At 58.3% G+C, this 21025-nt stretch carries 19 protein-coding genes; 5 read left to right on the plus strand and 14 right to left on the minus strand.

The annotated features are described in order from the left end of the window. Nucleotides 1-83: 83 nt before the first annotated feature. The 8 genes from OHL21_RS11995 to lon all read right to left on the minus strand — a co-directional run bounded on the left by OHL21_RS11995 (nucleotide 84) and on the right by lon (nucleotide 6759). Complete coding sequence (locus OHL21_RS11995) at nucleotides 84-953, minus strand: inositol monophosphatase family protein (protein WP_263417510.1); 870 nt, start codon at nucleotides 951-953, stop codon at nucleotides 84-86. Beyond that, complete coding sequence (locus OHL21_RS12000) at nucleotides 953-1237, minus strand: RNA chaperone Hfq (protein ID WP_263417511.1); 285 nt, start codon at nucleotides 1235-1237, stop codon at nucleotides 953-955. Before OHL21_RS12000 ends, OHL21_RS11995 begins: the two co-directional genes overlap by 1 nt. A 191-nt stretch (nucleotides 1238-1428) precedes the next feature. After that, nucleotides 1429-2355 carry a VWA domain-containing protein gene (locus OHL21_RS12005; protein ID WP_263417512.1) on the minus strand — a complete coding sequence of 309 codons (927 nt, stop codon included), beginning with the start codon at nucleotides 2353-2355 and terminating at the stop codon, nucleotides 1429-1431. Beyond that, a complete protein-coding gene (locus OHL21_RS12010) occupies nucleotides 2352-2789 on the minus strand; it encodes a molybdenum cofactor biosynthesis protein MoaE (RefSeq protein ID WP_263417513.1) in 438 nt (145 codons plus the stop codon). Before OHL21_RS12010 ends, OHL21_RS12005 begins: the two co-directional genes overlap by 4 nt. A 12-nt stretch (nucleotides 2790-2801) precedes the next feature. Then, on the minus strand, nucleotides 2802-3089 hold the full coding sequence (locus tag OHL21_RS12015) for a MoaD/ThiS family protein (protein WP_263417514.1): 288 nt from the start codon (nucleotides 3087-3089) through the stop codon (nucleotides 2802-2804). A gap of 45 nt (nucleotides 3090-3134) precedes the next feature. Further along, a complete protein-coding gene (locus OHL21_RS12020; RefSeq protein WP_263417515.1) occupies nucleotides 3135-3668 on the minus strand; it encodes a DUF4199 domain-containing protein in 534 nt (177 codons plus the stop codon). A gap of 125 nt (nucleotides 3669-3793) precedes the next feature. Then, nucleotides 3794-4198, minus strand: a complete 405-nt coding sequence (locus OHL21_RS12025) for a helix-turn-helix transcriptional regulator (protein ID WP_263417516.1) — start codon at nucleotides 4196-4198, stop codon at nucleotides 3794-3796. Between the two features lie 113 nt (nucleotides 4199-4311). Then, nucleotides 4312-6759, minus strand: a complete 2448-nt coding sequence (gene lon / locus OHL21_RS12030) for an endopeptidase La (protein WP_263417517.1) — start codon at nucleotides 6757-6759, stop codon at nucleotides 4312-4314. 137 nt (nucleotides 6760-6896) lie between these two features. Here lon and OHL21_RS12035 point away from each other — a divergent pair, with 137 nt between their 5' ends. Beyond that, entirely contained in the window at nucleotides 6897-7700 is an 804-nt protein-coding gene (locus tag OHL21_RS12035) for a TIGR03435 family protein (RefSeq protein ID WP_263417518.1), read from the plus strand. 12 nt (nucleotides 7701-7712) lie between these two features. Here OHL21_RS12035 and OHL21_RS12040 read toward each other — a convergent pair whose 3' ends face one another. Continuing rightward, a complete protein-coding gene (locus OHL21_RS12040) occupies nucleotides 7713-8534 on the minus strand; it encodes a prephenate dehydratase (protein ID WP_263417519.1) in 822 nt (273 codons plus the stop codon). A 166-nt stretch (nucleotides 8535-8700) separates the two neighbouring features. Between OHL21_RS12040 and OHL21_RS12045 the strand changes: the two genes are divergently transcribed. The 3 genes from OHL21_RS12045 to OHL21_RS12055 are packed head-to-tail and all read left to right on the plus strand — an operon-like array spanning nucleotide 8701 to nucleotide 9464. Beyond that, entirely contained in the window at nucleotides 8701-8853 is a 153-nt protein-coding gene (locus OHL21_RS12045) for a lmo0937 family membrane protein (protein WP_263417520.1), read from the plus strand. Between the two features lie 58 nt (nucleotides 8854-8911). Beyond that, a complete protein-coding gene (locus OHL21_RS12050; protein WP_147649268.1) occupies nucleotides 8912-9061 on the plus strand; it encodes a lmo0937 family membrane protein in 150 nt (49 codons plus the stop codon). Between the two features lie 52 nt (nucleotides 9062-9113). Continuing rightward, a complete protein-coding gene (locus OHL21_RS12055) occupies nucleotides 9114-9464 on the plus strand; it encodes a CsbD family protein (protein WP_263417521.1) in 351 nt (116 codons plus the stop codon). Between the two features lie 84 nt (nucleotides 9465-9548). Here the strand turns inward: OHL21_RS12055 and OHL21_RS12060 are convergent, their stop codons facing one another. From OHL21_RS12060 to OHL21_RS12080, 5 genes are all read right to left on the minus strand, one after another. Next, entirely contained in the window at nucleotides 9549-10373 is an 825-nt protein-coding gene (locus OHL21_RS12060) for a UbiA-like polyprenyltransferase (protein WP_399258232.1), read from the minus strand. A gap of 206 nt (nucleotides 10374-10579) precedes the next feature. Beyond that, on the minus strand, nucleotides 10580-11377 hold the full coding sequence (locus tag OHL21_RS12065) for a BON domain-containing protein (RefSeq protein ID WP_263417523.1): 798 nt from the start codon (nucleotides 11375-11377) through the stop codon (nucleotides 10580-10582). 69 nt (nucleotides 11378-11446) lie between these two features. Beyond that, nucleotides 11447-15817 carry a translocation/assembly module TamB domain-containing protein gene (locus OHL21_RS12070; RefSeq protein ID WP_263417524.1) on the minus strand — a complete coding sequence of 1457 codons (4371 nt, stop codon included), beginning with the start codon at nucleotides 15815-15817 and terminating at the stop codon, nucleotides 11447-11449. Next, nucleotides 15814-16590: a SurA N-terminal domain-containing protein gene (locus OHL21_RS12075; protein WP_263417525.1), complete on the minus strand. Its 777-nt coding sequence runs from the start codon at nucleotides 16588-16590 to the stop codon at nucleotides 15814-15816. The genes OHL21_RS12070 and OHL21_RS12075 overlap by 4 nt, the downstream gene beginning before the upstream one ends. Continuing rightward, entirely contained in the window at nucleotides 16590-19739 is a 3150-nt protein-coding gene (locus OHL21_RS12080; RefSeq protein ID WP_263417526.1) for a POTRA domain-containing protein, read from the minus strand. Before OHL21_RS12080 ends, OHL21_RS12075 begins: the two co-directional genes overlap by 1 nt. Nucleotides 19740-19936: 197 nt before the next feature. On the opposite strand from OHL21_RS12080, the gene OHL21_RS12085 reads away from it, so the two are divergent. Then, a complete protein-coding gene (locus OHL21_RS12085; protein WP_263417527.1) occupies nucleotides 19937-20977 on the plus strand; it encodes a ThiF family adenylyltransferase in 1041 nt (346 codons plus the stop codon). The last annotated feature ends 48 nt before the right edge of the window (nucleotides 20978-21025 follow it).

Here is a 21025-nt window from a genome sequence, read left to right on the forward strand (position 1 = left end):
CCGCTCCAATACTGGCGAAATGCATTTCTATATCGGACTAAAGCAGTACGAATTCTGGTTGCCCGGCGTGTGCCTAATCAGCGTTATTTCGCCGCCTCGCGCCGCTCCCGGAACTCTGCCGGGGTCGGAATCGGTTCCAAATTGCGCCCGGCAAACATATCTGTAAACATCGTTTGCATCTCCTTCGAAATGCGGCCATTGCTCGCCAGCACCTCGCGGCTGTCGAGCTTGAAGGGTGAGCCGTCAAAGCCGGTTACCGTGCCACCGGCTTCGCGCACCAACAGTACGCCTGCAGCGGTATCCCAGGGATTCAGGTTGAACTCCCAGAAGGCCTCCAGGCGGCCGCACGCCGTATAGGCCAAATCAATCGCTGCCGCTCCGGCGCGACGCACACCGTGCGAACGCAACGTGAGTTGCTGGTAGAAGTGGATATTCGGATTCTCGTGGCGCTTATGGCTGGGGAAGCCGGTGGCGAGCAGGCTCTCCTGCAGCAGCTCGGTCTTCGAAACCGAGATGCGGCGACCATTCAGCCACGCACCTTCTCCCTTACCGGCGATAAAGCATTCATCACGCAGCGGTTCGTAGATAACTCCCGCAACCAGTTCGCCATCTTCATCGGGCCTCAGGCTTGAGGCGCGCTGCTCCAGCCCCATGGAGACGCAAAAGTACGGGAATCCATGAGCAAAGTTTGTCGTACCATCGAGGGGATCAACATACCAGCGGAACTCCGCATCCAGAGCCTGTCGCGTGCCTTCCTCGCCATAGATGCCGTGATCTGGAAAGACCTGCCGCAAACGCTCGCCGATCAACTTCTCACTGGCGCGGTCGGCGACCGTCACCAGGTCCACGTCGCCCTTGTATTCCGCCGCAACACCGCTCTCGTAGTAGCTCCGGAGCAGCGCCCCGGCCTCCTTTGCGATCTCAGCGGCCTTCTGCGCAACTTCCAGAGACATTACTCCACCACCTCACGATTGCCGCTGCGCGGCTTGGTGCGGCGCTCTTCGGCTATGGTGCGAATCTGCTGCTTGTAGATAAAAAGGTTGGGCTTTCCTTCGCGTGTCAGACGGATCATCGTGTCATCGAAGTACTCGATCCAGCCGCTCACGCGCTCCCCGTCGCGCAGTTTTACGACGACGGGTACCTGGCGCTCACTCAGGCTCTTCAGGTACAGCGCCTCCTGCCCGGTCTCTCCTGGCGGGGGCGACTTATGACGGCGCTTTCCATTGGCGAACGGCATAACTTACATACTACCTGCCGGTCTTCTGCTCATTAGGGTTTCATTCCGTCTCCGGGGCGTATCTAAGGGACTTTGTTGTGTTTTGTTGAAATTTTTGGGGTGATCCTTGCCAACCTAGCGTTGCCAGTGTTCACCCCAGAGAGTGGGGCACGCGGACTGGGGTACAACGAGAGGAAAACAAACTGCTCGCCTCAGCGGTAGTATCCGGTCCGGTGACGGAGTTTGTACCGCGAAGCCAGCTCCGGCTGGGTCATCTCGACGCGGATCGACCGCAGCCTCTCGCCTCCGGGCTTACCTGGCGATGCGTAGTAGCCGATCGCATACTGCGAGCGCAGGTCGTCGGAGACCTTATCCAGAGCCTTCTGCAGGTCCTTGGGATCGTCGACATAGTAGTAGCGCCCGCCGGAGTCTTCTGCCATCTGCATCAGGGCATGCTCGCCGCCCACGTTACGTCCGGCGTCGGCGCGAATTGGCACGATGATCAGGCAGTACACCATGGCCCCGGCGCGCTGCACCTGCTCCATGGCCTGCGCGTAGGTAGCTCCCTTCACCGTATCGCCGCCATCAGTTACCAGCACGATGACACGGCGCCTGGTCGCATCCCGTTTTGCATCTTCCAGACGTTGCGCCGAGAGATACACCGCGTCATACAGCGCCGTGGAAGGACCATAGTCGAGATGGTTGAGGCCGCGCTCCACCCGTTTCAATTCATTGGTAAACGGCACCACTTCGCTCACCGCGTCAGAGAACTCTTCCACGGCAAGCTCATCCTGCGGGCGAAGCATCGTCCGCGCGAACTGTTTCGCTGCATCTCGCGCAAGCCGATCGTCGCGCACCATACTCTCACTGGTATCCAGTGCGAGGACCATGCTGAGCGGAGTCCCGCTCTCGCGCTCGAAGAAGGCGATCTTCTGTGGCATGCCATCTTCCAGCACGCGGAACTGGTCCTGCTCCAGCCCGCCGATCAACGCACCGTGCTCGTCGGTCACATTCACGGCAACGTTCACCAGACGTGTGTTCACGCGTACGACCGGAATATCTCCCGGCCGCTGCTGAGCAGGCTCCTGAGCTCCGAGAAGCAGCATCGCACCCAGCGATATGGCAGCGGCAACCTTCACCCGCGCACAATCTCCTCGGGGAACGGTTCCCCGTCTGCCCATACGGCGCCGTCTTCAAACTGCTCTTTCTTCCAGATGGGTACGGTTTTCTTCAAAGTATCGATCAGCCAACGGCAGGCCTCGAAGGCTGCCCCGCGGTGTGCGCTGGCGACGGCGATCAGAACGCTGCTCTCACCGACGTACAGCCGACCCAGACGGTGCACCACAGCAATATCGCGCACACCAAATTTCGCAATCGCCTCCTCGGCCAGGTTGCGCATCTGGTTCAGCGCCATCTCCTCATACGCCTCGTAGTCCAGATAGAGCGTCCTGCGGCCGCGCGTATTGTCGCGCACAATCCCGTCAAAGACGCATACCGCGCCGTCCGCCCCCGCTTTCAGCGCGGCGGTAATGCTTCCTGCGTCAATCACTTCCCGGACAATGGCAATTTGCATGATTCCTGCATCTTAGACGGTGCGTGGCGACGGGAGGATTATCTTCTTCCATGGCACATTACCTGGCGCACCGCCGCTGACCGGCGGCAGCAGAGCCACCTCATCGCCCTCGTGCAACAGGACCTCATCGCCGGCGTACTCCTGGTTTACTGCAATTGCCATGGACTTCCATGCCGTGTGCGGCATTCGTCCATGGAAGACCTTCCGGAGCGCTCCGACATTGCAGCCGGTTTCGACCTCCACGTCCTCTGACGGACAGGCAAACAACTCCTTCAGCACCCCAAAGTACAAGACCCGCACCCGCATACCCCAAGGGTACGCGAAGGCGGGTCTCTTTCCTCATTGTCAGACACTTTGCGGAACGCGCGGCTTTGAGCGCCGTAGAATCACCGCCGATGCCAGCGTCACCAGCAGGGCGACCGGGAACGGCTCCAGGAAAGTCATTGCGGAGTTATAGAGCGGATTGGCATAGAGCGCCTTCATCCTGGCAATGCCATCCAACTGCTTCTGGACGGTTGCAGCGTCTACACCAGAGGCCTTGAGCTTCGCCACCTGGTATGCCGCGTACTTGTCCATGAAGTCGGGCATGAAGTTGTAGTACAGAATCTCCCAGGCCACGACATAACAGACACAGGAGATCACGGCGATACCCAGTCCCACCAGGAACGCACGTCCGAAGGTCACCGTACCGTCGCTGATGTTGTCCCGGTACGACTTCACCCCAAAGAAGATCACCAGCGACGAGAGCACTATGGTTGTATAGCCGACCAGATACCCGCGATCGAACCCGATCCGATCTGCGAAAACCATGGAGATCACCATGAGCGACGCCGAGATCGCACCGGCGATCAGACCAAATGTAAGAATGACTTTCTTCATCTCTTTCCCTCAGCAAGGAGTCAAAATACTCCTCACCATCGCCTCCCAAGGTTGCGGGTGTCGTCATTCTTTCGGATGATTTTGGGGTTTTCCAGCGGAATCGTACCTTTGGATGACGCGATGAGTTACGGCAGGATGCCGGTCTCTTTCGCTATCTGCACTGCCTGCGTCCTGCGCTCCGCGCCCAGCTTGCCGAAGACCCGGCTGCAATGTGTCTTGACCGTGTTCTCACTGACGAACAGGCGTTCGGCGATCTCGCGGTTGCTCAGCCCTGCCGCGACCAGCTCGAGGATCTCCATCTCGCGCGGCGTGATGCCAAGCTTCCCCACGCGCTCCTGATTGCGGACGAAAGGAGCCGCGGCAGGGACCAGAATCTCTCGCACTTCTACCGGCCGCCTCCGTGTCAGTTTCAGACCAAGCCAGATGCCGAAGGCCGAGCAGATTGCGGCGACCAGCGCTCCGTAAATTTCCACAGAATGATCGATGACCAGGAACCGATACTGGCTCCATTGCAGTAATGCAATTGCCACGCCGCCCACTACCCCACAGACCAGAAGATGCCGCATCATCGCCGTGCAGCGATGATACCCAAACGCAAAAAGGGCGGCCCCCGAAGGAAGCCGCCCTTTGAATCTGCGGTGGATTACGCGGTCAGCGCCCCATCCTGGGCTACTACAGCCTCGCGCAGAGCCTCGTCGATCTGTGCCTCCTTCCGGTTCGAAGGAAGCGCAATCGCGAGGACATCTTCGATGCGCCGCGCGTAGTGGATGGTCATGCCCTCAGTCTGGTCCTTAGTCAGGTCCTCGTCGACGTTGGTCTTCACATCCACCGGCAGAATCACGTCCTTTACTCCGGCCCGTTTGGCCGCGAGGAACTTCTCCTTGATTCCGCCTACCGGCAGCACATTGCCGCTCAGCGTAATTTCTCCGGTCATCGCCAGCAGCGGACGGACTGGTTTATCCGTCAGCAGGCTCACGATCGCCGTCGCCATCGTTACACCGGCGGAGGGGCCATCCTTCGGGATGGCGCCTGCCGGCACGTGCAGATGGACGTCGATATCCTTCAGCACATCATCATCCAGCCCCAGCGATTGTGCATTCGAGCGCACCCAGGTCATTGCGGCCTGCATGCTCTCCTTCATCACGTCGCCGATCTGGCCGGTGATGTGGAAGTGCCCCTTACCCTTCATCTTGTTCGCTTCGATGAAGAGTATGTCACCGCCCACCGGTGTCCAGGCCAGTCCTACCGCCACGCCGGCGCGCTTGGTGCGCTCGGCGATCTCGGTGTCGACCCTGACCTTGAAGCCGCCCAGGAAATCCTGTACGACCTCCGGTGTCACCACAACCTTCTCCGCACTGCCTTCAGCGATCTTGCGCGCTGTTTTGCGGGCAATGGTACCGACAAGCTGTTCGAGGCGGCGGACACCCGCCTCACGCGTATAGTGCCGCGCCACAATCGCTACGGACTCGGTCGGAATTTCCAGCTGCTCTTCCTTCAGTCCGTTCTCCTTCGCCTGGCGAGGGACCAGATAGCGCTGTGCAATGTTGACCTTTTCCTCCTCGGTATAACCGGTGAGTTCGATGATCTCCATACGGTCGAGCAAAGGCCCCGGAATCGTATCGAGCTGGTTAGCAGTCGCGATAAAGAGGACCTTGCTCAAGTCGAACGGCTGATCGAGGTAGTTATCCCGGAACGTATTGTTTTGTTCCGGATCAAGCGTCTCGAGCAGTGCACTCGCCGGGTCGCCGCGGAAGTCGCGACCAAGCTTATCGATCTCATCGAGCATAAAGACCGGATCCTTTACCTCAACCCGCTTCAAATGCTGAATGATCTGTCCCGGAAGGGCGCCGATATATGTCCGGCGGTGTCCGCGGATCTCGGCCTCGTCGTGCATGCCGCCGAGCGAGATACGGGAAAACTTCCGTCCCAGAGCCTTCGCAATCGAACGTCCAAGCGAGGTCTTACCCACGCCCGGAGGTCCGACGAAGCACAGGATCGGCCCCTTCATATCGGGCTTCAACCGGCGTACCGCGAGGTAATCGAGAATGCGCTCTTTTACCTTCTTCAGGCCATAGTGATCCGCGTTCAGAATCTCCTCGGCCTTCTTGATATCCACCTCTCCGCCCGAGGTCTTGGCCCACGGCAGCACCGCCAGCCACTCGACGTAGTTGCGGGTCAAGGAATAGTCCGCGGCCATCGGACTCATCCGCTGCAGGCGGGCGAGCTCCTTCAGAGCGTCCTTCTTCACCTCATCCGGCATTCCGGCAGCTTCGATCTTCTCTTTGAGCTCCTGGATGTCCTTCTGCGTGTCGTCGGCATCGCCCAGTTCCTTCTGGATCGCCTTCATCTGCTCGCGCAGGTAGTACTCGCGCTGACTCTGCTGAACGGAGTCCTGGACCTCGCTCTGAATCTTATTGCGCAGAGCCTGGACCTCGGCCTCTTTCACCAGGTGCTTGTTCAACCGCTCCAGGCGCTCGCCGATATCGTTGGTCTCCAGCAGCTCCTGCTTGTCCTGCGTGGTCAGGAAGGGCAGCGAGCTACCGACAAAGTCGGCCAGACGACCAGAGTCGTCAATATTCAACGCAATGGTCTGCAGATCGTCGGAAAGGGTCGGCGATGCCTGGACCACCTGCTGGAACTGGCTGACGACGTTACGCTGCAGCGCCTCAAGCTCCGAGGTCTTCTCCGGCTCGGGTTCCGCCAGGGGCTCCACTTCGGCCATCATGAACGGCTGCAGCTGACTGAATTCGCCCAGACGCACGCGCTCGTTGCCTTCCGTAAAGACAAACAGGCTCTGGTTCGGCATCTTAACGACCTTGTGAACGGTCGCCAGCGTACCGGTTTCAAACAAATCGCCTGGCTGGGGAGTGTCGTTACGAGCGTCCCTCTGGGCCACGACAACGATGCTCTTCTCCTCGCCAAGTGATTGAATCAATTGGATCGAGCTCTCCCGCCCTACCGTCAGAGGAAGGACAGCATGCGGAAACAGAACGGTATCCCGCACCGGCAGTACCGGCACTACCCGTTTGCTCTGCGACTCTTCCTTCTTTTCGCCGGCATTGGGCCGGATCACGCTTACAAAATCGCCCATGTGAGTGAACCTCTATCAAATCTTCTCATATCAGATGCCGCAGAACTAGTTTGGTCGCAAACTGCCTCCCCTCCGTTGGATGACTTATCGGCTGGACGGGTGATCCGCTGAGTGGAAACTCTGCTAAAGTTCCCGGCATGAGCAACATCCAGCGCTTCTTCGTTGCATTTTCAGCGGCCGCTTCCACGCTGCTGGCCACCCAGACGCCGACGCAAACCCAGCAAAAACCTCCCGCCTTCGACATCGCCTCAGTGAAGCAGAACAAGGGTATTGGCGACGGAAGATCTCATATATGGAGTTCCTCCGACAATGGCAACTTCAAAACCCAGAACGTCTCCATGAAGAGCCTGCTGGAATTTGCCTACGGCCTTCCTCAAGCCCAGATGCAAGGATCGCTCGACAAGGTGAGCGGGGTCACCTTCGATGTCGAAGCCAAGCTCGACGAGGAATCAGAGGTGAGGTTTGAGGCCGCTGATCGGGAGGCACGCCGGGAGTTGAAGAGCAGGATGCTGCAGTCTCTTCTGATAGATCGTTTCCACCTTGCCTGTCACCGAGAAAACCGTGAGATGACCAGCTATGCGATTGTCACCGACAAAGGAAGCCCAAAGCTAAAGCCGACACAGGGTAGCGGCCTGCGATTTGACACTGGATACGGAAGGATTCGTGCGCAGGGCGCCACAGTGGAACAACTCGCACGATTGATTGCCCAGCGCCTGAATGAGCCCGTGGTTGACGCCAGCGGTATTACCGGCAGATATGACATGGAGATCAACTTCACGCCTCCGGAAGGCCCAATGAAGCTGAACGGTCAGGCGATTCCCGACCCTCCGCCCTCGATCTTCACCGCCATGCAGGAACAACTAGGCCTTAAGCTCGAGAAGCGGAAGGGACCGGTAGAGGTCCTGATCGTCGATCACGTCGAGATGCCGACAGAAAACTAGCTAGCCGCGAAACTAGCTAGCTGCGACATACCGCCCCATCTCACGCACCAGGTCGCAGCTCTTCGCAAGGCTGGCGACTGCCTGGTCTGCCTGCTCCTCTCCGCTAAAGCGGAAGTCCACGTAAAACAGGTACTCCCAGGGCTTCCCTGGCACCGGCCGCGACTCGATCTTCGTCAGGTCCACACCGGCCTCCGCGAGCCCCTGCAGCGCCTGCACCAGCGTTCCTGGCCGATGCGCCACCGAGAAGGCCAGGGAAAGCTTGTTTGCCTGCGGAATAGTGACCGCATCTGCCTGGCGTTTCAGCAGGAGAAAACGGGTGTAGTTCTCCGGATTATCTTCAACACCAGCCTCGAGGATCTCGGCTCCGTATTCTGGGGCCGCGGGGGCGCTGGCAATCGCAGCCGTGGAGCGATCGCCTTTCGCCATCATGTGTTTTACGCTGCCCGCAGTGTCGTAGAACGGAACCGCATCGAGCTCACGATGAGCCGCCAGCCAGCGGCGGCACTGGCTCAACGCTACCGGATGCGAAAGTACCCGTTTCACCTCACCAAGTGTGGCACCGGGCATCACCATCAGATTGTGCAGGATGCGCAGCAGCAGCTCTCCTTCAATGCGAAGGTCGTGGTTGAAAAGCAGGTCGTAGTGCTCTGCCACGGAACCGTGCAGCGTGTTTTCGATCGGGAGCACGGCGGCATCGACACCGTCGCCCGCTGCCAGGCGTTCCACCACCTCGACGGAAAGAGCACAAGGCACGATAGTTACGCCTTCGCCCAACATCTTCATTGCGGCAGCGTGGCTGTTCGATCCACGCTCACCTTGAATTGCAACTCGCAAAGCAACCTTTTCCATTTGTGCTCACTATGACCCAGGAGAAATTCCCCTGCAAATTCTGGCAACGTTCAAAGTCTATCTGGCAACTTACTCTGACGTGACGCCTGTCGTCATACAAGTTTCCCCGTACCGTGTGCGGGGCATTCTATTCAGGAAGGAGGGACTTCCAATGCTCTGGACGATTACCGTCATTCTTCTCGTTGCGTGGCTCGTCGGTCTGGTTTCCAGCTACACCCTGGGCGGCTGGATTCACCTGTTGCTGGTCCTCGCGGTGATCTCGCTGATCTTCAATCTGCTTGCCGGCCGACGCTCAACGCTTTGACCTCACATGTACCTGCGGAACGCATTCGCGTAAGCCGGAAGAAGGAGTAGGGAAAGAAATGCTGCTCTTCTTGACGATTGTGTTGTTCGCTCTTTGGCTGCTCGGTATGGTCAGTACCTACACGTTGGGCGGGTGGATCCATCTGCTGCTTTTTCTGGCTGTGGCCGCGCTGCTTATCCGCTTAATTCAGGGACGCAATCCGCTCTAGCAGCGGGTTGCGCCTCCCTTTCAGAACGCACGACCAAGTAAGGAGTCTCATCATGAACAAGAGCAACGTCAGCGGAAAAATCGATCAGGTCGTGGGCAAGGTCAAGGAAGGCGTCGGAGAAGCCATCGGCAATGAGCGCCTTGCCAACTCCGGTGTCGCCGACCAGCTCAAGGGCCACGCGAAAGAAGCCTGGGGCAATACCAAGGACACGGCCGAGGAGGTTAACAAGACCGCCCGAACTGAGGCCGATGTCCGGCGAGAACAGGCACACACCCACGCGAACAGCATGCGTGACAAGATCACCAACGCAGCCGAGAATACCAAAGACAAGGTGAACCAGAAACTCGACGACATCAAGGAAGAACAGCGTGAGCGCCGCGACGACATTCGCCGCTCAGCATAGACAGGAAGTAATACCAACTCCCCTTCAGCCCGGCCTTGCGCCGGGCTTTTTCTATCGACAAATTCGGTTGAGCACTATTCGTTGCTACCGCCGCAGCACATCCGCAACTACGAAGGTCATAAACAACACCGCGATAATGCCGTTCAAGGTAAAGAACGCAGCGTTCATGCGGCGCATATCCTTCGGCGAGATGATCGCGTGCTCATACCCCAGCAGTAGCGACACCACACCGATGCCTGCCCAGGCCACTGGACCGAACGAGAACAGAGATCCTAGCCATACCAGCAGGCCCAGCATGCCGGCATGCATGATGCGAGCGATCCAGAAGGCGCCCTCGACACCGAACGCCGAAGGCACTGAATGCAGGCCGACACGGCGGTCGTGATCGAAGTCCTGGCAGGCATATAGCACATCAAACCCACCTACCCACAGCAGTACTGCCCCTGTCAGCACAATGATCCTTGGGTCTAATGATCCACGAACGGCTATCCAGGCAGCAGACGGCGCGATGCCCAAAGCCAGCCCAAGAACAAGGTGGCTCCAGCGCGTCACGCGCTTCATATAGCTGTAGGAAAGCACGACACCGAGCGCAACCGGCGAGAGCAGCAGCGTCAGACGGTTCAACATGGCGGCGCCGAACACAAACAACGCGCAGCTCACAATGACGAAACCTGCCACAAATTTCGCGCTCAACAGTCCTGCGGGAATAGCGCGCATTGCTGTGCGCGGGTTCTTGCTGTCGATCTCCGCATCCACCAGACGATTGAAGGCCATTGCCGCAGAGCGCGCCGCCACCATGCACACAACGATCCATCCGAGCTTGGCCAGCGGCGGAATACCGCCTGCAGCCAGCACAGATGCCGTCAGCGCAAAAGGCAGCGCAAAGATGGAGTGTTCCCACTTGATCATCTCAAGTGTGATTGCCGTATTGCGCCAGATTCCCTGCACGCCTTTATTGTAGTTTGTCCGGTCTAAATTACGGTTTCTCCGGTATTTCTTGAGCGTCTTCCCCTGTTACCGGGTGTCCTGGAAGGGGCATCCTATGGGCGTTTTCATTGCGGAAAACGCCCACACGATGCGGAAGCCCTCGATTACCCATCAACAGAGGAATTACACTATCGCTGCTCCGGACTCGCGGCACCGGCGACCTGCAGGTCGTTGGTCACCTTGAAGACCCCTGGAACCCCATTGGCTCGAATCCCTGCCGTATCTTTGTCGGCCTGCGTATCGACGACACCCGCCAGCGTAACGTTGCCGTTCACCACGACAATACGGATGGGCTTGGCCGGGTCAATGGAGTACTTATTCAGCGATGGGAAGCCATACACGGCACGCGCTACCGCCATCCGGATACGGTCGTCGTTCGGCGAGAGAGGCGCGACCTCGATGTTGTCTATAACATCCTTCACGCCCGGATAGTTCGATACCAGACTCACCGCGGAATCGCGGTCCATCGGACCATACGCGACGCCGCCGAGAGTCACAACACCATCCTGCACACCAATGGTGAAGGAATTGAATGCGGTTGTGCCATAGCCGACGCGATCGTAGGAGAGCTTCTCCGCCAGTTTGTCGCGCAACTGCACATCAGTCAGTTCGCTGTTGCCGGCGACCTCGATCATGTTGCGCACAGCCAGCACATTTTTCACGTGATGGGCACGGTTATCCGCATCGGACTTGGCACTGTACAGATCCACCGAGCCGGTCAGGGTCACCACCCCGCGGTTCACCTCGGGCTTCACACCGCCGAACCGTTTGCTGCTGAGCTTTTCCTTGAGATCCTGAAGAATCTGAGGATCATTAGCGCCGCTGGCAGACTCTTTCTTGCCCTGCGCATACGCGCTAACACCTGCAATCCCCATCCCTATCGCCAGCGCTAATCCAAGGGCGCTGACAACGTTCGTAAACCGCATCCTCTTCAACAACGCTGACGTACTCATATCTTGTTAGAAGCCGGGTTCCTGTAAAGAGATGCACTCATATTACTTGTAACGCTGCCGGATCTTGTAAACGATGCTGAAGACACCGTTTTCATCGCGGGTGGCGACAATGGCATTATTCCGGTTCACCTGATATTGAAGCTGGATTAACTGCCGTGCCGACGAGTTCACGTTTGTGGCAAAGACTACCGTCAACTGTCGCGACAGCTGCTCTTCGATGGTGATGCGGGCCGACGAGTTACCTACGGCGCCAGTATAGGAGGGGTCAATCTTCACGCTTCCCGCTCCGCCGAACAGCTTCGAGACACGATTGCTGACGGTCGCGTTCAGCGCACTTCCCAGCAACGCCGAGGTCGTCGGATCGGTTCCACTCCGCAACTGTTGTTCCTGATAGATCTGGGCCTGCTCCTGGGTCCGTCCCAGAGCCAGCAGGGCGAAGATGTCTGCCTCGCTGAGTGGCGGTTCAGAGCGATAGGTCGGTTTCAGGCTGGTTGATGTGCCGTGCAGGCCGATAGTGATGTCGTAATTACTGACGCGCGCTGTCGCATCCAGATCGATTACGGGATCGATGCGCACGGGGTTGTTGAAGTAGACATCGCCGCGTTGCAACTGGTACTGCACACCCGCGAAGCTTGCACTGCCATCGGTAATCGACACGCGTCCCAGTACCGAAGGAACCGCCAGCGTACCTACTACGCGCAGGTCGACCTTACCGGCCAGCTTGGCGTACGAATTCTGGAAGTCGAGCTGCGGGGATGAGGTGACACGTATATTGAGGTGCACCTTGTTGGTCATAGCATCCGGATCCGGCGGAGCCGACACGCCGCCGCTGCCGGAAAACTGCGCAAAATCAAACTCTTCACTCAGGCCGAAACGTGTTATCAGCACATCACCGCTCAATTGCATCGAGTTGCTGTTGCCGATCAGATGCAGGCTGGTATTTGCCGTCGTGCTGACGCCATAGAGACGGACGCGTGCTGCATTCGCCATCGCCGTCAGGTCAGCGTAGAAGCCGTTGCGGTAGGTCATGAATCCGCCGACCCGCAACTGTCCGCCACCTGTGGTCGCCGTCAGCGATTGCACTTCCAGGCGATCCCGGTTAAAGACCAAGGTGCCGTTGATATTACTCAGGCCATTTGGAATATCTTCGTACGCCAGGTTGGCGTTCTTCATCTCGACCCGGCCCGTCAGCACGGGAGTTTGCGTGGTTCCTGAAGCACCGATGGTGAATGTGATGCCGCCGCCCGCAATAATGCCCGGCTGGACGGTGTGCAATACAGCCAGATCCGCTGTTCCGCTCGCCTTCGCATCCAGACGGCCGCCCTTCGGGTCAGTCACGCCCAGTATCTGCGCCGTGCCTTCCAGACGCACGTCTGTCTGCGATCCCGTGATGTGAACAGGCTGCAGCCGTACGGTTCCATTCTCCAGAGAGGCCCGCATCGGGGCTTCGGTCTTGAATGCCAGCCCCGCTAGTGTCACATCGACATTGCGGATCTCCGCGGCGCCGCGCAACTGCTCCGGAGTCTTTAGAGGACCGGAGAAGTCCACCGTGCCGGCGAGGTTCGAAGTAGCCTTAAGCGTCGTGTTGTTCAGCGCCTTCAGAACATTCTCGAAGTTGAGGTTACTGAACTCCAGCTTGCCCTGCGAGTTGTAGTTCCCGGTGAGCTGTGCCTGCGCAGCCACATTGATCGCGGCATTCAGAAGCGTTGATTGTCCCTTGAGATAGACCGTCGAACCCTGGCTATGGGCATCTGCCGTCAGCTCACCCACGCTCGAGCCGTCCAGCCTGACGTTGCTCAGGCGGAGATTTGCCTGAAGGTTCGGTTGCTCCAGCGTTCCCTTTGCGTCCAGGGTCGCGGTCAGGTTCCCGTCGAGCGGGAGATTCCGCTTCTGCACGTTTTCAAAACCGGAGAGCCGCAGATCACGCGCCTGCACATGTGCATGCACCTGTTTGGTATCGATGTCGTACCCCGCGTCTCCAGTCAGAACCTGCACATTGTGAGCACGGATCAACAGGTTTTCCCCATCGATCGTATGTCCGTGGACGTTCAGGTCCGTCTGCACCAACTGGAACGGCTCGCCGTAGGCTACGCCGTCGCGCAACGCTACGATACCTTTGCCGTTGAGGTTTCCAATCGTGCCGGCCAGATGACCATTCACGTTCAAGGTCCCGGTCACCGGCAGATTCGACTGTCCGGCCATCTGCAACGCTTCGACAACATCGGCATCGGCCAACTGCACATCGGCGTCTACAGTCGACTCTTTGTCCCATTCGTAAGACGAAACACCTCGACGCCCCTGGATATGGTGTGCCTTCACAGAGCCATGAGCGTGCAGCAGCGAATGTCCGCGCTTCACCGTTGAGCTCGCCACCGCCAGCCCCTGCGGTGTGTATTCAGCATCTGCGACGAGAGAATCGATAAGCAGCGTTGAGTCCGGCGCGACCTTCGCTTCTACCCCGGTGGCCTCCAGATGCCCTTTGATATCCAGTGACGCCATTGGACCCGATGCCGTCCCATGGAAGGTCGCCGTCCCCTGCAGATCAATAGGCAGCGCGCTGGCGCCCCGCTTCTCCTGGGGATCGTAACCGATGGCCGTCAACACCGAATCCAACTCGGCGAGATTTCCCATCACCACATTGGCGCGTAGCGCGGTTGCGGCTTCTCCCTTATCGACACCCAGCACGCCATTCGCCTCGATCGTCGTATATGGAGTCTTTGCCGTGACCTGCTGGATGTTCACGATCTCTCCCTGCCCGCGATACTCAGCAATGACAGAGCCCGAGACGGGAACATTCTGCCTTCCAGGCACCTGCCGTCCGGTAGGTGACAACTTCAGGTTCGCGTTCACGATCACAGAGTCTTCGATATGAGCGAAGTCCCCGCCCCATTCCGCCTTGGCCGGCCCTGTTACCGCGAGATCCAGTCCAAGGTCCCTGAAACCGCGAGGCTGGGTAATCTCTTCAATGGCGCGCAGGCTGACACTCGTCAGGGTGACATTGACATAGGCATGCGACCGCGCGACCTTCGGCAGCATGCGATTTCCTTCCGCCGGGGGTTTCGAATTCATCGCCTTGGCCGTCGTATTTGCTGTCTGCTGACCGGCGGCAGCCGTGGGCGACTTTTGGGCTGTGTCTTCGGGAATCTGACCCAGCCAGTTGTTGATTCGCATATCGCCGGCAATATGGCCACCATCCGACAGATCGATCAACATCGCATTCAGCAGCAGCTCGGTCGGTGTGACGTGCAACTTGGTATCGAGATCGACACCATGAACACGAACAAACTGATCCGTATAGCCCGCGCCGCGCGCCTTGACCGTACCGGCTAATAGATAGCCCTTCTGGCATTCCGGATCCGGCGGCAGTGTCTTTACGTTTGCCGGACTCTGAGCCGGGTGGCGTCTCTGCCAGAAATGCGGCTGCTTCTGTGCCTCCTGCGGTGCGACTGCACAGCTATGACCGCTCAGATCCAGAGCAACATTCCCCGCGTTCAAGCCCGGGAAACCGCTCAACACCGAGATCTGTTTAATCTCCACATTGCCTTTGACCGTTGCCTGCCATACCGGATTGTCGAAGTTTTCGAGCTGCGCCGTCAGGTCCAGCTTCGAGCTCTCACCAGTCTCCAGGTGCAGGCTTTTCAGCGCCACCATCGAACGGCCCAGCTCGATCTCGGCAGTCATGTGCGACTTCGCCTCAGGCATCTCCTTCATCTTGGTTGTCAGGTCGTTGAGAGTAACTGAAATGCCATAACGATCCGATGACGAGAGATAGTGCACATTGACACCGAGCTGCCGCGCTGCCATCTCGAATGGAATCGGCTTGTCGTTCATGAGAACGACTCCCTCCACGACTTCAGCCTTGGCTGCCTTCAGATCCAGCAGCGTGTCCTGAATTGGCCTCGTACTTGCACTTTTCTTCTTCGGAACCGGCTGATTCGTACTGCCGTCGGCATTAACGATCAGGTGAAACTGGGGATGCTCCACGCGCAGCAGACTCAGATGTACTTTTGACATCAGGCCGCCTGCCGCTCGCTGCAGCAGATTACCGATAGTGATGCGCACCAGAATGCGATCGACGGAGAGATAGGGCGCCTCTCCCTGTGCCTCAGTCCCGTGAATCACGAGTCCGTCCACCTCGGCTGACAGATGCCACAGGTTGAACTGCACCGAACCGACTTCCACACGTCCACCGGTGGCTTCTTCCAGAATTGACACCACCTGTCGCCCCACACGCTGTTGAAAGTCCTGAGTGTGGGTGTACAAGGTCAGCAGAGCGGTCAGAAACAGCAACAACGCGCCAATCCCGGCAAAGATCCATGCCGCAATCCTCATGACCTTACGCCGTGGCGGATTGCCGGGCGAAAGGGGAACGTTCTGTTCGGTCTGCTGGTTCTGGGGAAGAAGCTCGCTCATGGCGCGACCTCCCCATCTTTGAAGATGCGTACGCTGCCCTGCTCCCGCAGGCTCTTTAACCAGTCCTGCAGCATGGCAGAGACCTGCTGCTGCAACAGAACTTCTTCAATGCGTGAGGAGATCTGCTCCAGTGGTGGGGGAGTTCCACCTCGCGCCTTCACCTCGGGCACAAGAGTCTTCTCGTAGTACTCGGAGATCTGCTGGTCGGTGATGCTTGCTCCTGACCGAAATCTCTGTTCAATGAAACGCAGCACCGTCATACGCTGACGCCAGTGCTCACGCATCTCCTGCTCTGTAATGCCGTATTGGGAGAGGAACTCTTTCCAGCCGTTTTCGGAGGCGCTGCACTTATAGATCTGGCACTCGGAGAGCTGCTTCTTCAACTGCTCCAGCTCTGCATTGACCTGGTCGTCGCTCACCGGCTCAAGCTGCTGCTCCAGCGCCTGCTGATAGACGAGTGTACGGTCAATCAGGCGGTTCAGGGCCTGTTCGTAGGGCGTACCACCCCGGGCGATGCGGAAAGGTTGAATCTCCGCAAACCTCATCTCCTGATTGACGTCACTCTCCAGAATGAGCTGCTTGTTGACGATGGCGACGATGCGATCAAGCGGCTCGCCCTTTTTGGGCGCATCGCCCTGCTTTGGCGCATCGCCTTGCTTTGGCGCATCGCCCTGCTTTGGAGCGGCTGCCGGAGCAGGCGTCTGCTGTGCCATGGCGCTCATGGAAGCTGCCAGAGCCAATACCGCAATCGTCCTGAGCCAACGCACCGTCATTAGAAGGTCTGCCCAATACTGAAGAAGAAGTTGAAGTGGCTTGCGCGCCCCGCAAATCCATTCACCTGCGGGTAGGGTTTCGAATAATCGTTCACGACCGGATAAAACGGCGGATTCAGGTTATAGCTAAAGTCCACACGAAGCGGCCCGACCGGAGTCTTATAGCGGGCGCCCGTGCCAATCGCGTGCGAGAAGTAGTTGAAGTCGCAGGTACCGGTTGTTACGCCGGTAAAGATTTTGCAGGTCTGTTCGTTCGGCTGATGGAAACGCCCAAAGCTCTTCCAGATATCGGAGACGTTAATGAACGCGTTGCCCATGTCGTGGAACAGCACAATCTGCAGATTGTCATTCACAAGCGGCAGCACCGGTCCTGGCATACGCATCTCGAAACTGTTTACGAAAACGCCGGTTCCACCGACCGGAAATCCAGTCGTCAGGTCTCGCGGCCCGGCGCCGTTGATGGGAAAGCCACGATGCGAGGTTGCGCCGCCGGCATACAAGCGCTCAGGCAGCGGCGCCGCAATGCAGCTTGGGTCAATCACCAGCTTCGCGCTACAGGCACTGTTGCCCGCAAGCTGAGGATTCGGCCCAAGTGTTGCGATAAATCCAAACCGGGTGCTCCGGGCAAAGACGTAGCGGCTCTTCTTGCCGAAAGCATAGTAGGTGGAATTCGTAATATCGGTCCGGTTGAAGTCCACGTCCGAACCGAAGACGTGATTAGAAAAGAAGTTCTGTACCGAGAGAAAAATCCCCTTGGTCGCGTCCAGCGGCGATGGCTGACGCGTATCGTGCAGCAACGTAATGCCAGGGCCCCCGACCTTTACCGGCTGCGACAGCAGTGGAATCAGATTCGCAGCGATCTGCAGGCTAGCCTGATCCACTGATACGCGACGATAGGTGAAGTCATAGATCAACGTGTCGGCACGGTTCAGACGCTGCGAAAACTTCATGGAGCCCTGCAGCTGGGTGGACGCATAGGTCGAGATGTTCCGCACATTGCTATAGCCGCCGGAGATTGCGGCATCCAGATTGCGCCGGTTACGGAAGTGCGGCAGTGTGAAGGTGGCCGTCGCAATCTGCTCAAGCAGTCCGTACGTAACATGCATCGAGAGCGACTGATCCGTTCCACGCAGGTTGATGCGTGTAACGTCGATGCTGACCCGCGGGCTCACGCCGGCCTTTCCTTCCTGCTTACAGTCCGCATTGGGATTCAACGAGAGCTGCGCATTACAGTTCGTCTGGGGTGTTCCGGTCTGCGCCTCAAAACCAAAACCGTAGGTCACATCCCAGCGTTTTGCCTCTTTCAGTTGCACCAGCACGTTCTTGCGGGAGGCATGGCCGTCAGGATTCTGGACCGCGGTGTTTACTTCGCTGAACAGTGCGAGGTTATACAGGTTGCGTTGCGTGTTCAGCAATGCTGTCTGGTCCAGCGGCTGTTCCGGCTCGAGCTCAATCTGCCGCTGCACAACACCTGGCCGGGTTTTCATCGCTCCAGAGATCAGTACCTTGTTCACAAAGACCTGCTCGCCTTCAGTGACGTCCAGCGAGACATTCATCACGGTGTCGGTGCCGTCTGCCTTCGACTGATGTACCTCCACCCGGGCCTGGTCAAAACCATGGCTGAGGTAATAACCAAGAACCGCGTCGCGGTCCCCTGACAGCGTGATTAACGAATACGGCTGGCCCTGCTGAGCATTCAGCAGACCGCGAATCTCACTGCTGCGTGCCGGGTTGACACCGTTCAGGGCAACCTCGCCAAACGTCTGCTGATCTCCTTCGACTACGGTCAACAGCACCTGGATCTGGGCCGATTTCTTCTTGTCCGACTCCACATCCTTCACTTCGGTCTTCACTTCTGCATGGCTGAAACCATTCGCGCGATACAGTGCCTGAATTGAGGCTACGTCGGCGGCCAGGAGCTGCTGGCTATAGCGGCCGACGCGGTTATACGCGTCCGCACGCGCCACCTGCATGCGTTCTCTCAAGGTGTCGGTATCGAAATACTGGTTTCCGGCGATATCCACCGAAACAACTTTGTGCTTCCGGTTGTTGTGGATGGTATAGGTCACCGTCTCCTGGGCTGTGCCTGCACCGCTGCGCGACGCAGTTACGTCGGCATCAAAGTACCCTTTCCGCTGCAGCGCCTCCTTGATGTTGTGGGCTCCTTCGTTGATCAGGTCATTGTCAACGGCACTCTCTTCATAAATCGGCACCAGCTTTTTCAGCTGGCGGCCTGAGATCTTATCGCCTTCCGTCACAACACGCACGATCGCGCCCTGGTTGGCATTGAACTTGTAGTCCAGTTGCTTGCGCTGGTCGTTGTACTGCGACTCTTCCAGAGCGATGGTCGCTTCCAGGCGATCCTTCTTCTGATAGTTCTTACGGAGCCGCGTGAACGCATTCGAGACCGTGTCGCGATTGACTTTGGTCTTTTCCTTCAGCTTGCCGCGTTTCCGAAACTCCTCAACGGTCATTCCGGGATCGCCCGAGAGCGCCACCTGGCCGACGCGCGCCTGCGGCCCCACCTGTACCGTATAGGAGACATCGACCTGCTTGCCCACCTCATCGACTTTGGTCGCGGAGGTAACCGTAGGCCGGTAGAAGCCATTCTGCTGTAGCGACTGTTTAATGCCGTCAACGCCCGCGGCGACCTTTCCCTCCTGAAAGGGCGTTCCCGGCTGCAGCTGCGACGCATACTCCAGAATGCTGGTCAGGCGTTCGTTGTTGACGCCCAGAATGTCGATTCGGCCCACAAAGTAGCGCGCCGTTCCATAGAAGATCAACGTCACCGAATCGCCATGCCGCACGCCCCTCAGTTCAATATCGCGATAAAGGCCGGAACTATAGAGGCGTCGAGTCATCTCCTGCAGACTCGCCGGATCAAGCACCTGGTTCTCATGAACAGGAAGCTCCGCCACCAACCCCTGCTGCTGTTCCAGGGTTACGCCTTCGAATTCGATCTTGTCGACCTTCAGTCCGCGCAGATTCCAGATGCCGCTGGTGGCCGTCGGTGTCCTGGTGGTTTGCTGATCGAAGCCCTGATCGAAGCCCCCGGCAGAGACAAAAGCCTGGTCTGCCGCCTGGGAGTGGGCCAGGTTCACCGCACACCCCAGCAGCAGGCACGCGATCACGCCGCGCTTCCATCGCAATGGCCGTCTGCTCCTGATCCCAAACACGTCTATCCTGCTTCCCTTCCAGCTTTCCTGCGACGCGGCTGTACGAGGGTTCTTCAGCACCCGTACAGAGACTCTGCCTACGGTCGCCCACAGTTCTCAGTTGGATGCAACGACCACTCCGGACGTCAACCAACAGAGACCTGCGAACTTTCCCTATACTAAGGGTTGTCGTGCCTGTCATTTCAGCCACTTCCGAGGCGATTGCCGAACGCTACTCCCGGCAGGTCCTCTTTGCGCCCATCGGCGCGGCAGGACAGCAGAAAATTGCCGCCGCGCACGTAGCCATCGTTGGTTGCGGCGCGACCGGCGCAGCGGCCGCTGCCCTGCTGGCGCGCGCCGGAGTGGGCACACTGACCCTCATCGACCGCGACTTTGTTGAAGAGTCCAACCTGCAGCGCCAGGTCCTGTTTGAAGAAGAGGATGCTCGCAATGCCACACCGAAGGCCGAGGCTGCCCGCCGGCGCATCACGGCCTTTAACTCACAGATTGACATCCGCGCCCATATTGCGGACCTCGTCCCCGGCAATATTCATGAACTTCTCAATGGCGCACAGATCGTTCTGGATGCCACCGATAACTTCGAGACGCGCTATCTGATCAACGACTATGCCATCGAGCAGACGGTTCCCTGGATCTATGCTGCCGCCATCGGCTCCTATGCCGCCAGCATGAACATCCTTCCGGGGCAGACGGCATGTCTCGCCTGCCTCTTCCCCAAGCCGCCTTCAGGCACGGTCGAGACCTGCGATACTGTCGGCATTCTGAATACTGCCGTCAACTTTGCCGCGTCGCTGCAAGTGACGGAGACACTGAAATATCTCACCGGCGATCTCAATGCCATGCGCCGCACCCTGCTCTCCTTCGATCTGTGGACCAATGAGCGTAGCGAGATCTCTTCCGCCAGGCCGGATTCCGAGTGCGACGTCTGCGGTAAGCGGCAGTTTGTCCATCTGGCCGGCGAAGCTCGTCCTCACATCACGCTCTGTGGCCGGAACTCCGTCCAGATCCACGAACACAACCGTCCTGTCGATTTCGCCGAGCTCGCGGCTCGCCTGGCGCCCCATGGGACAATCCGTTCCAACGAGCTACTGCTGCGATTTGAACGCCCGCCATTTACGATCACGGTCTTTCCTGATGGCCGCGCCCTGATACAGGGCACAACTGATCCAGTCCAGGCCCGCACTCTCTATGCCCGTTATATCGGCTCGTAGAGCTTTATTGCTCAATGTTTTGATACGTTTCACCAATGGCGGATATCG

This window comes from Terriglobus albidus (assembly GCF_025685425.1).
Classification (GTDB): Bacteria; Acidobacteriota; Terriglobia; order Terriglobales; family Acidobacteriaceae; genus Terriglobus; species Terriglobus albidus.

What these genes read in the sequence shown, in the direction of transcription:
- OHL21_RS11995 (WP_263417510.1), bottom strand. Translation starts at nt 953, where the DNA reads ATGTCTCTGGAAGTTGCGCAGAAGGCCGCTGAGATCGCAAAGGAGGCC.
- OHL21_RS12000 (WP_263417511.1), bottom strand. Translation starts at nt 1,237, where the DNA reads ATGCCGTTCGCCAATGGAAAGCGCCGTCATAAGTCGCCCCCGCCAGGA.
- OHL21_RS12010 (WP_263417513.1), bottom strand. Translation starts at nt 2,789, where the DNA reads ATGCAAATTGCCATTGTCCGGGAAGTGATTGACGCAGGAAGCATTACC.
- OHL21_RS12020 (WP_263417515.1), bottom strand. Translation starts at nt 3,668, where the DNA reads ATGAAGAAAGTCATTCTTACATTTGGTCTGATCGCCGGTGCGATCTCG.
- lon (WP_263417517.1), bottom strand. Translation starts at nt 6,759, where the DNA reads ATGGGCGATTTTGTAAGCGTGATCCGGCCCAATGCCGGCGAAAAGAAG.
- OHL21_RS12035 (WP_263417518.1), top strand. Translation starts at nt 6,897, where the DNA reads ATGAGCAACATCCAGCGCTTCTTCGTTGCATTTTCAGCGGCCGCTTCC.
- OHL21_RS12045 (WP_263417520.1), top strand. Translation starts at nt 8,701, where the DNA reads ATGCTCTGGACGATTACCGTCATTCTTCTCGTTGCGTGGCTCGTCGGT.
- OHL21_RS12050 (WP_147649268.1), top strand. Translation starts at nt 8,912, where the DNA reads ATGCTGCTCTTCTTGACGATTGTGTTGTTCGCTCTTTGGCTGCTCGGT.
- OHL21_RS12055 (WP_263417521.1), top strand. Translation starts at nt 9,114, where the DNA reads ATGAACAAGAGCAACGTCAGCGGAAAAATCGATCAGGTCGTGGGCAAG.
- OHL21_RS12060 (WP_399258232.1), bottom strand. Translation starts at nt 10,373, where the DNA reads ATGATCAAGTGGGAACACTCCATCTTTGCGCTGCCTTTTGCGCTGACG.
- OHL21_RS12065 (WP_263417523.1), bottom strand. Translation starts at nt 11,377, where the DNA reads ATGCGGTTTACGAACGTTGTCAGCGCCCTTGGATTAGCGCTGGCGATA.
- OHL21_RS12070 (WP_263417524.1), bottom strand. Translation starts at nt 15,817, where the DNA reads ATGAGCGAGCTTCTTCCCCAGAACCAGCAGACCGAACAGAACGTTCCC.
- OHL21_RS12075 (WP_263417525.1), bottom strand. Translation starts at nt 16,590, where the DNA reads ATGACGGTGCGTTGGCTCAGGACGATTGCGGTATTGGCTCTGGCAGCT.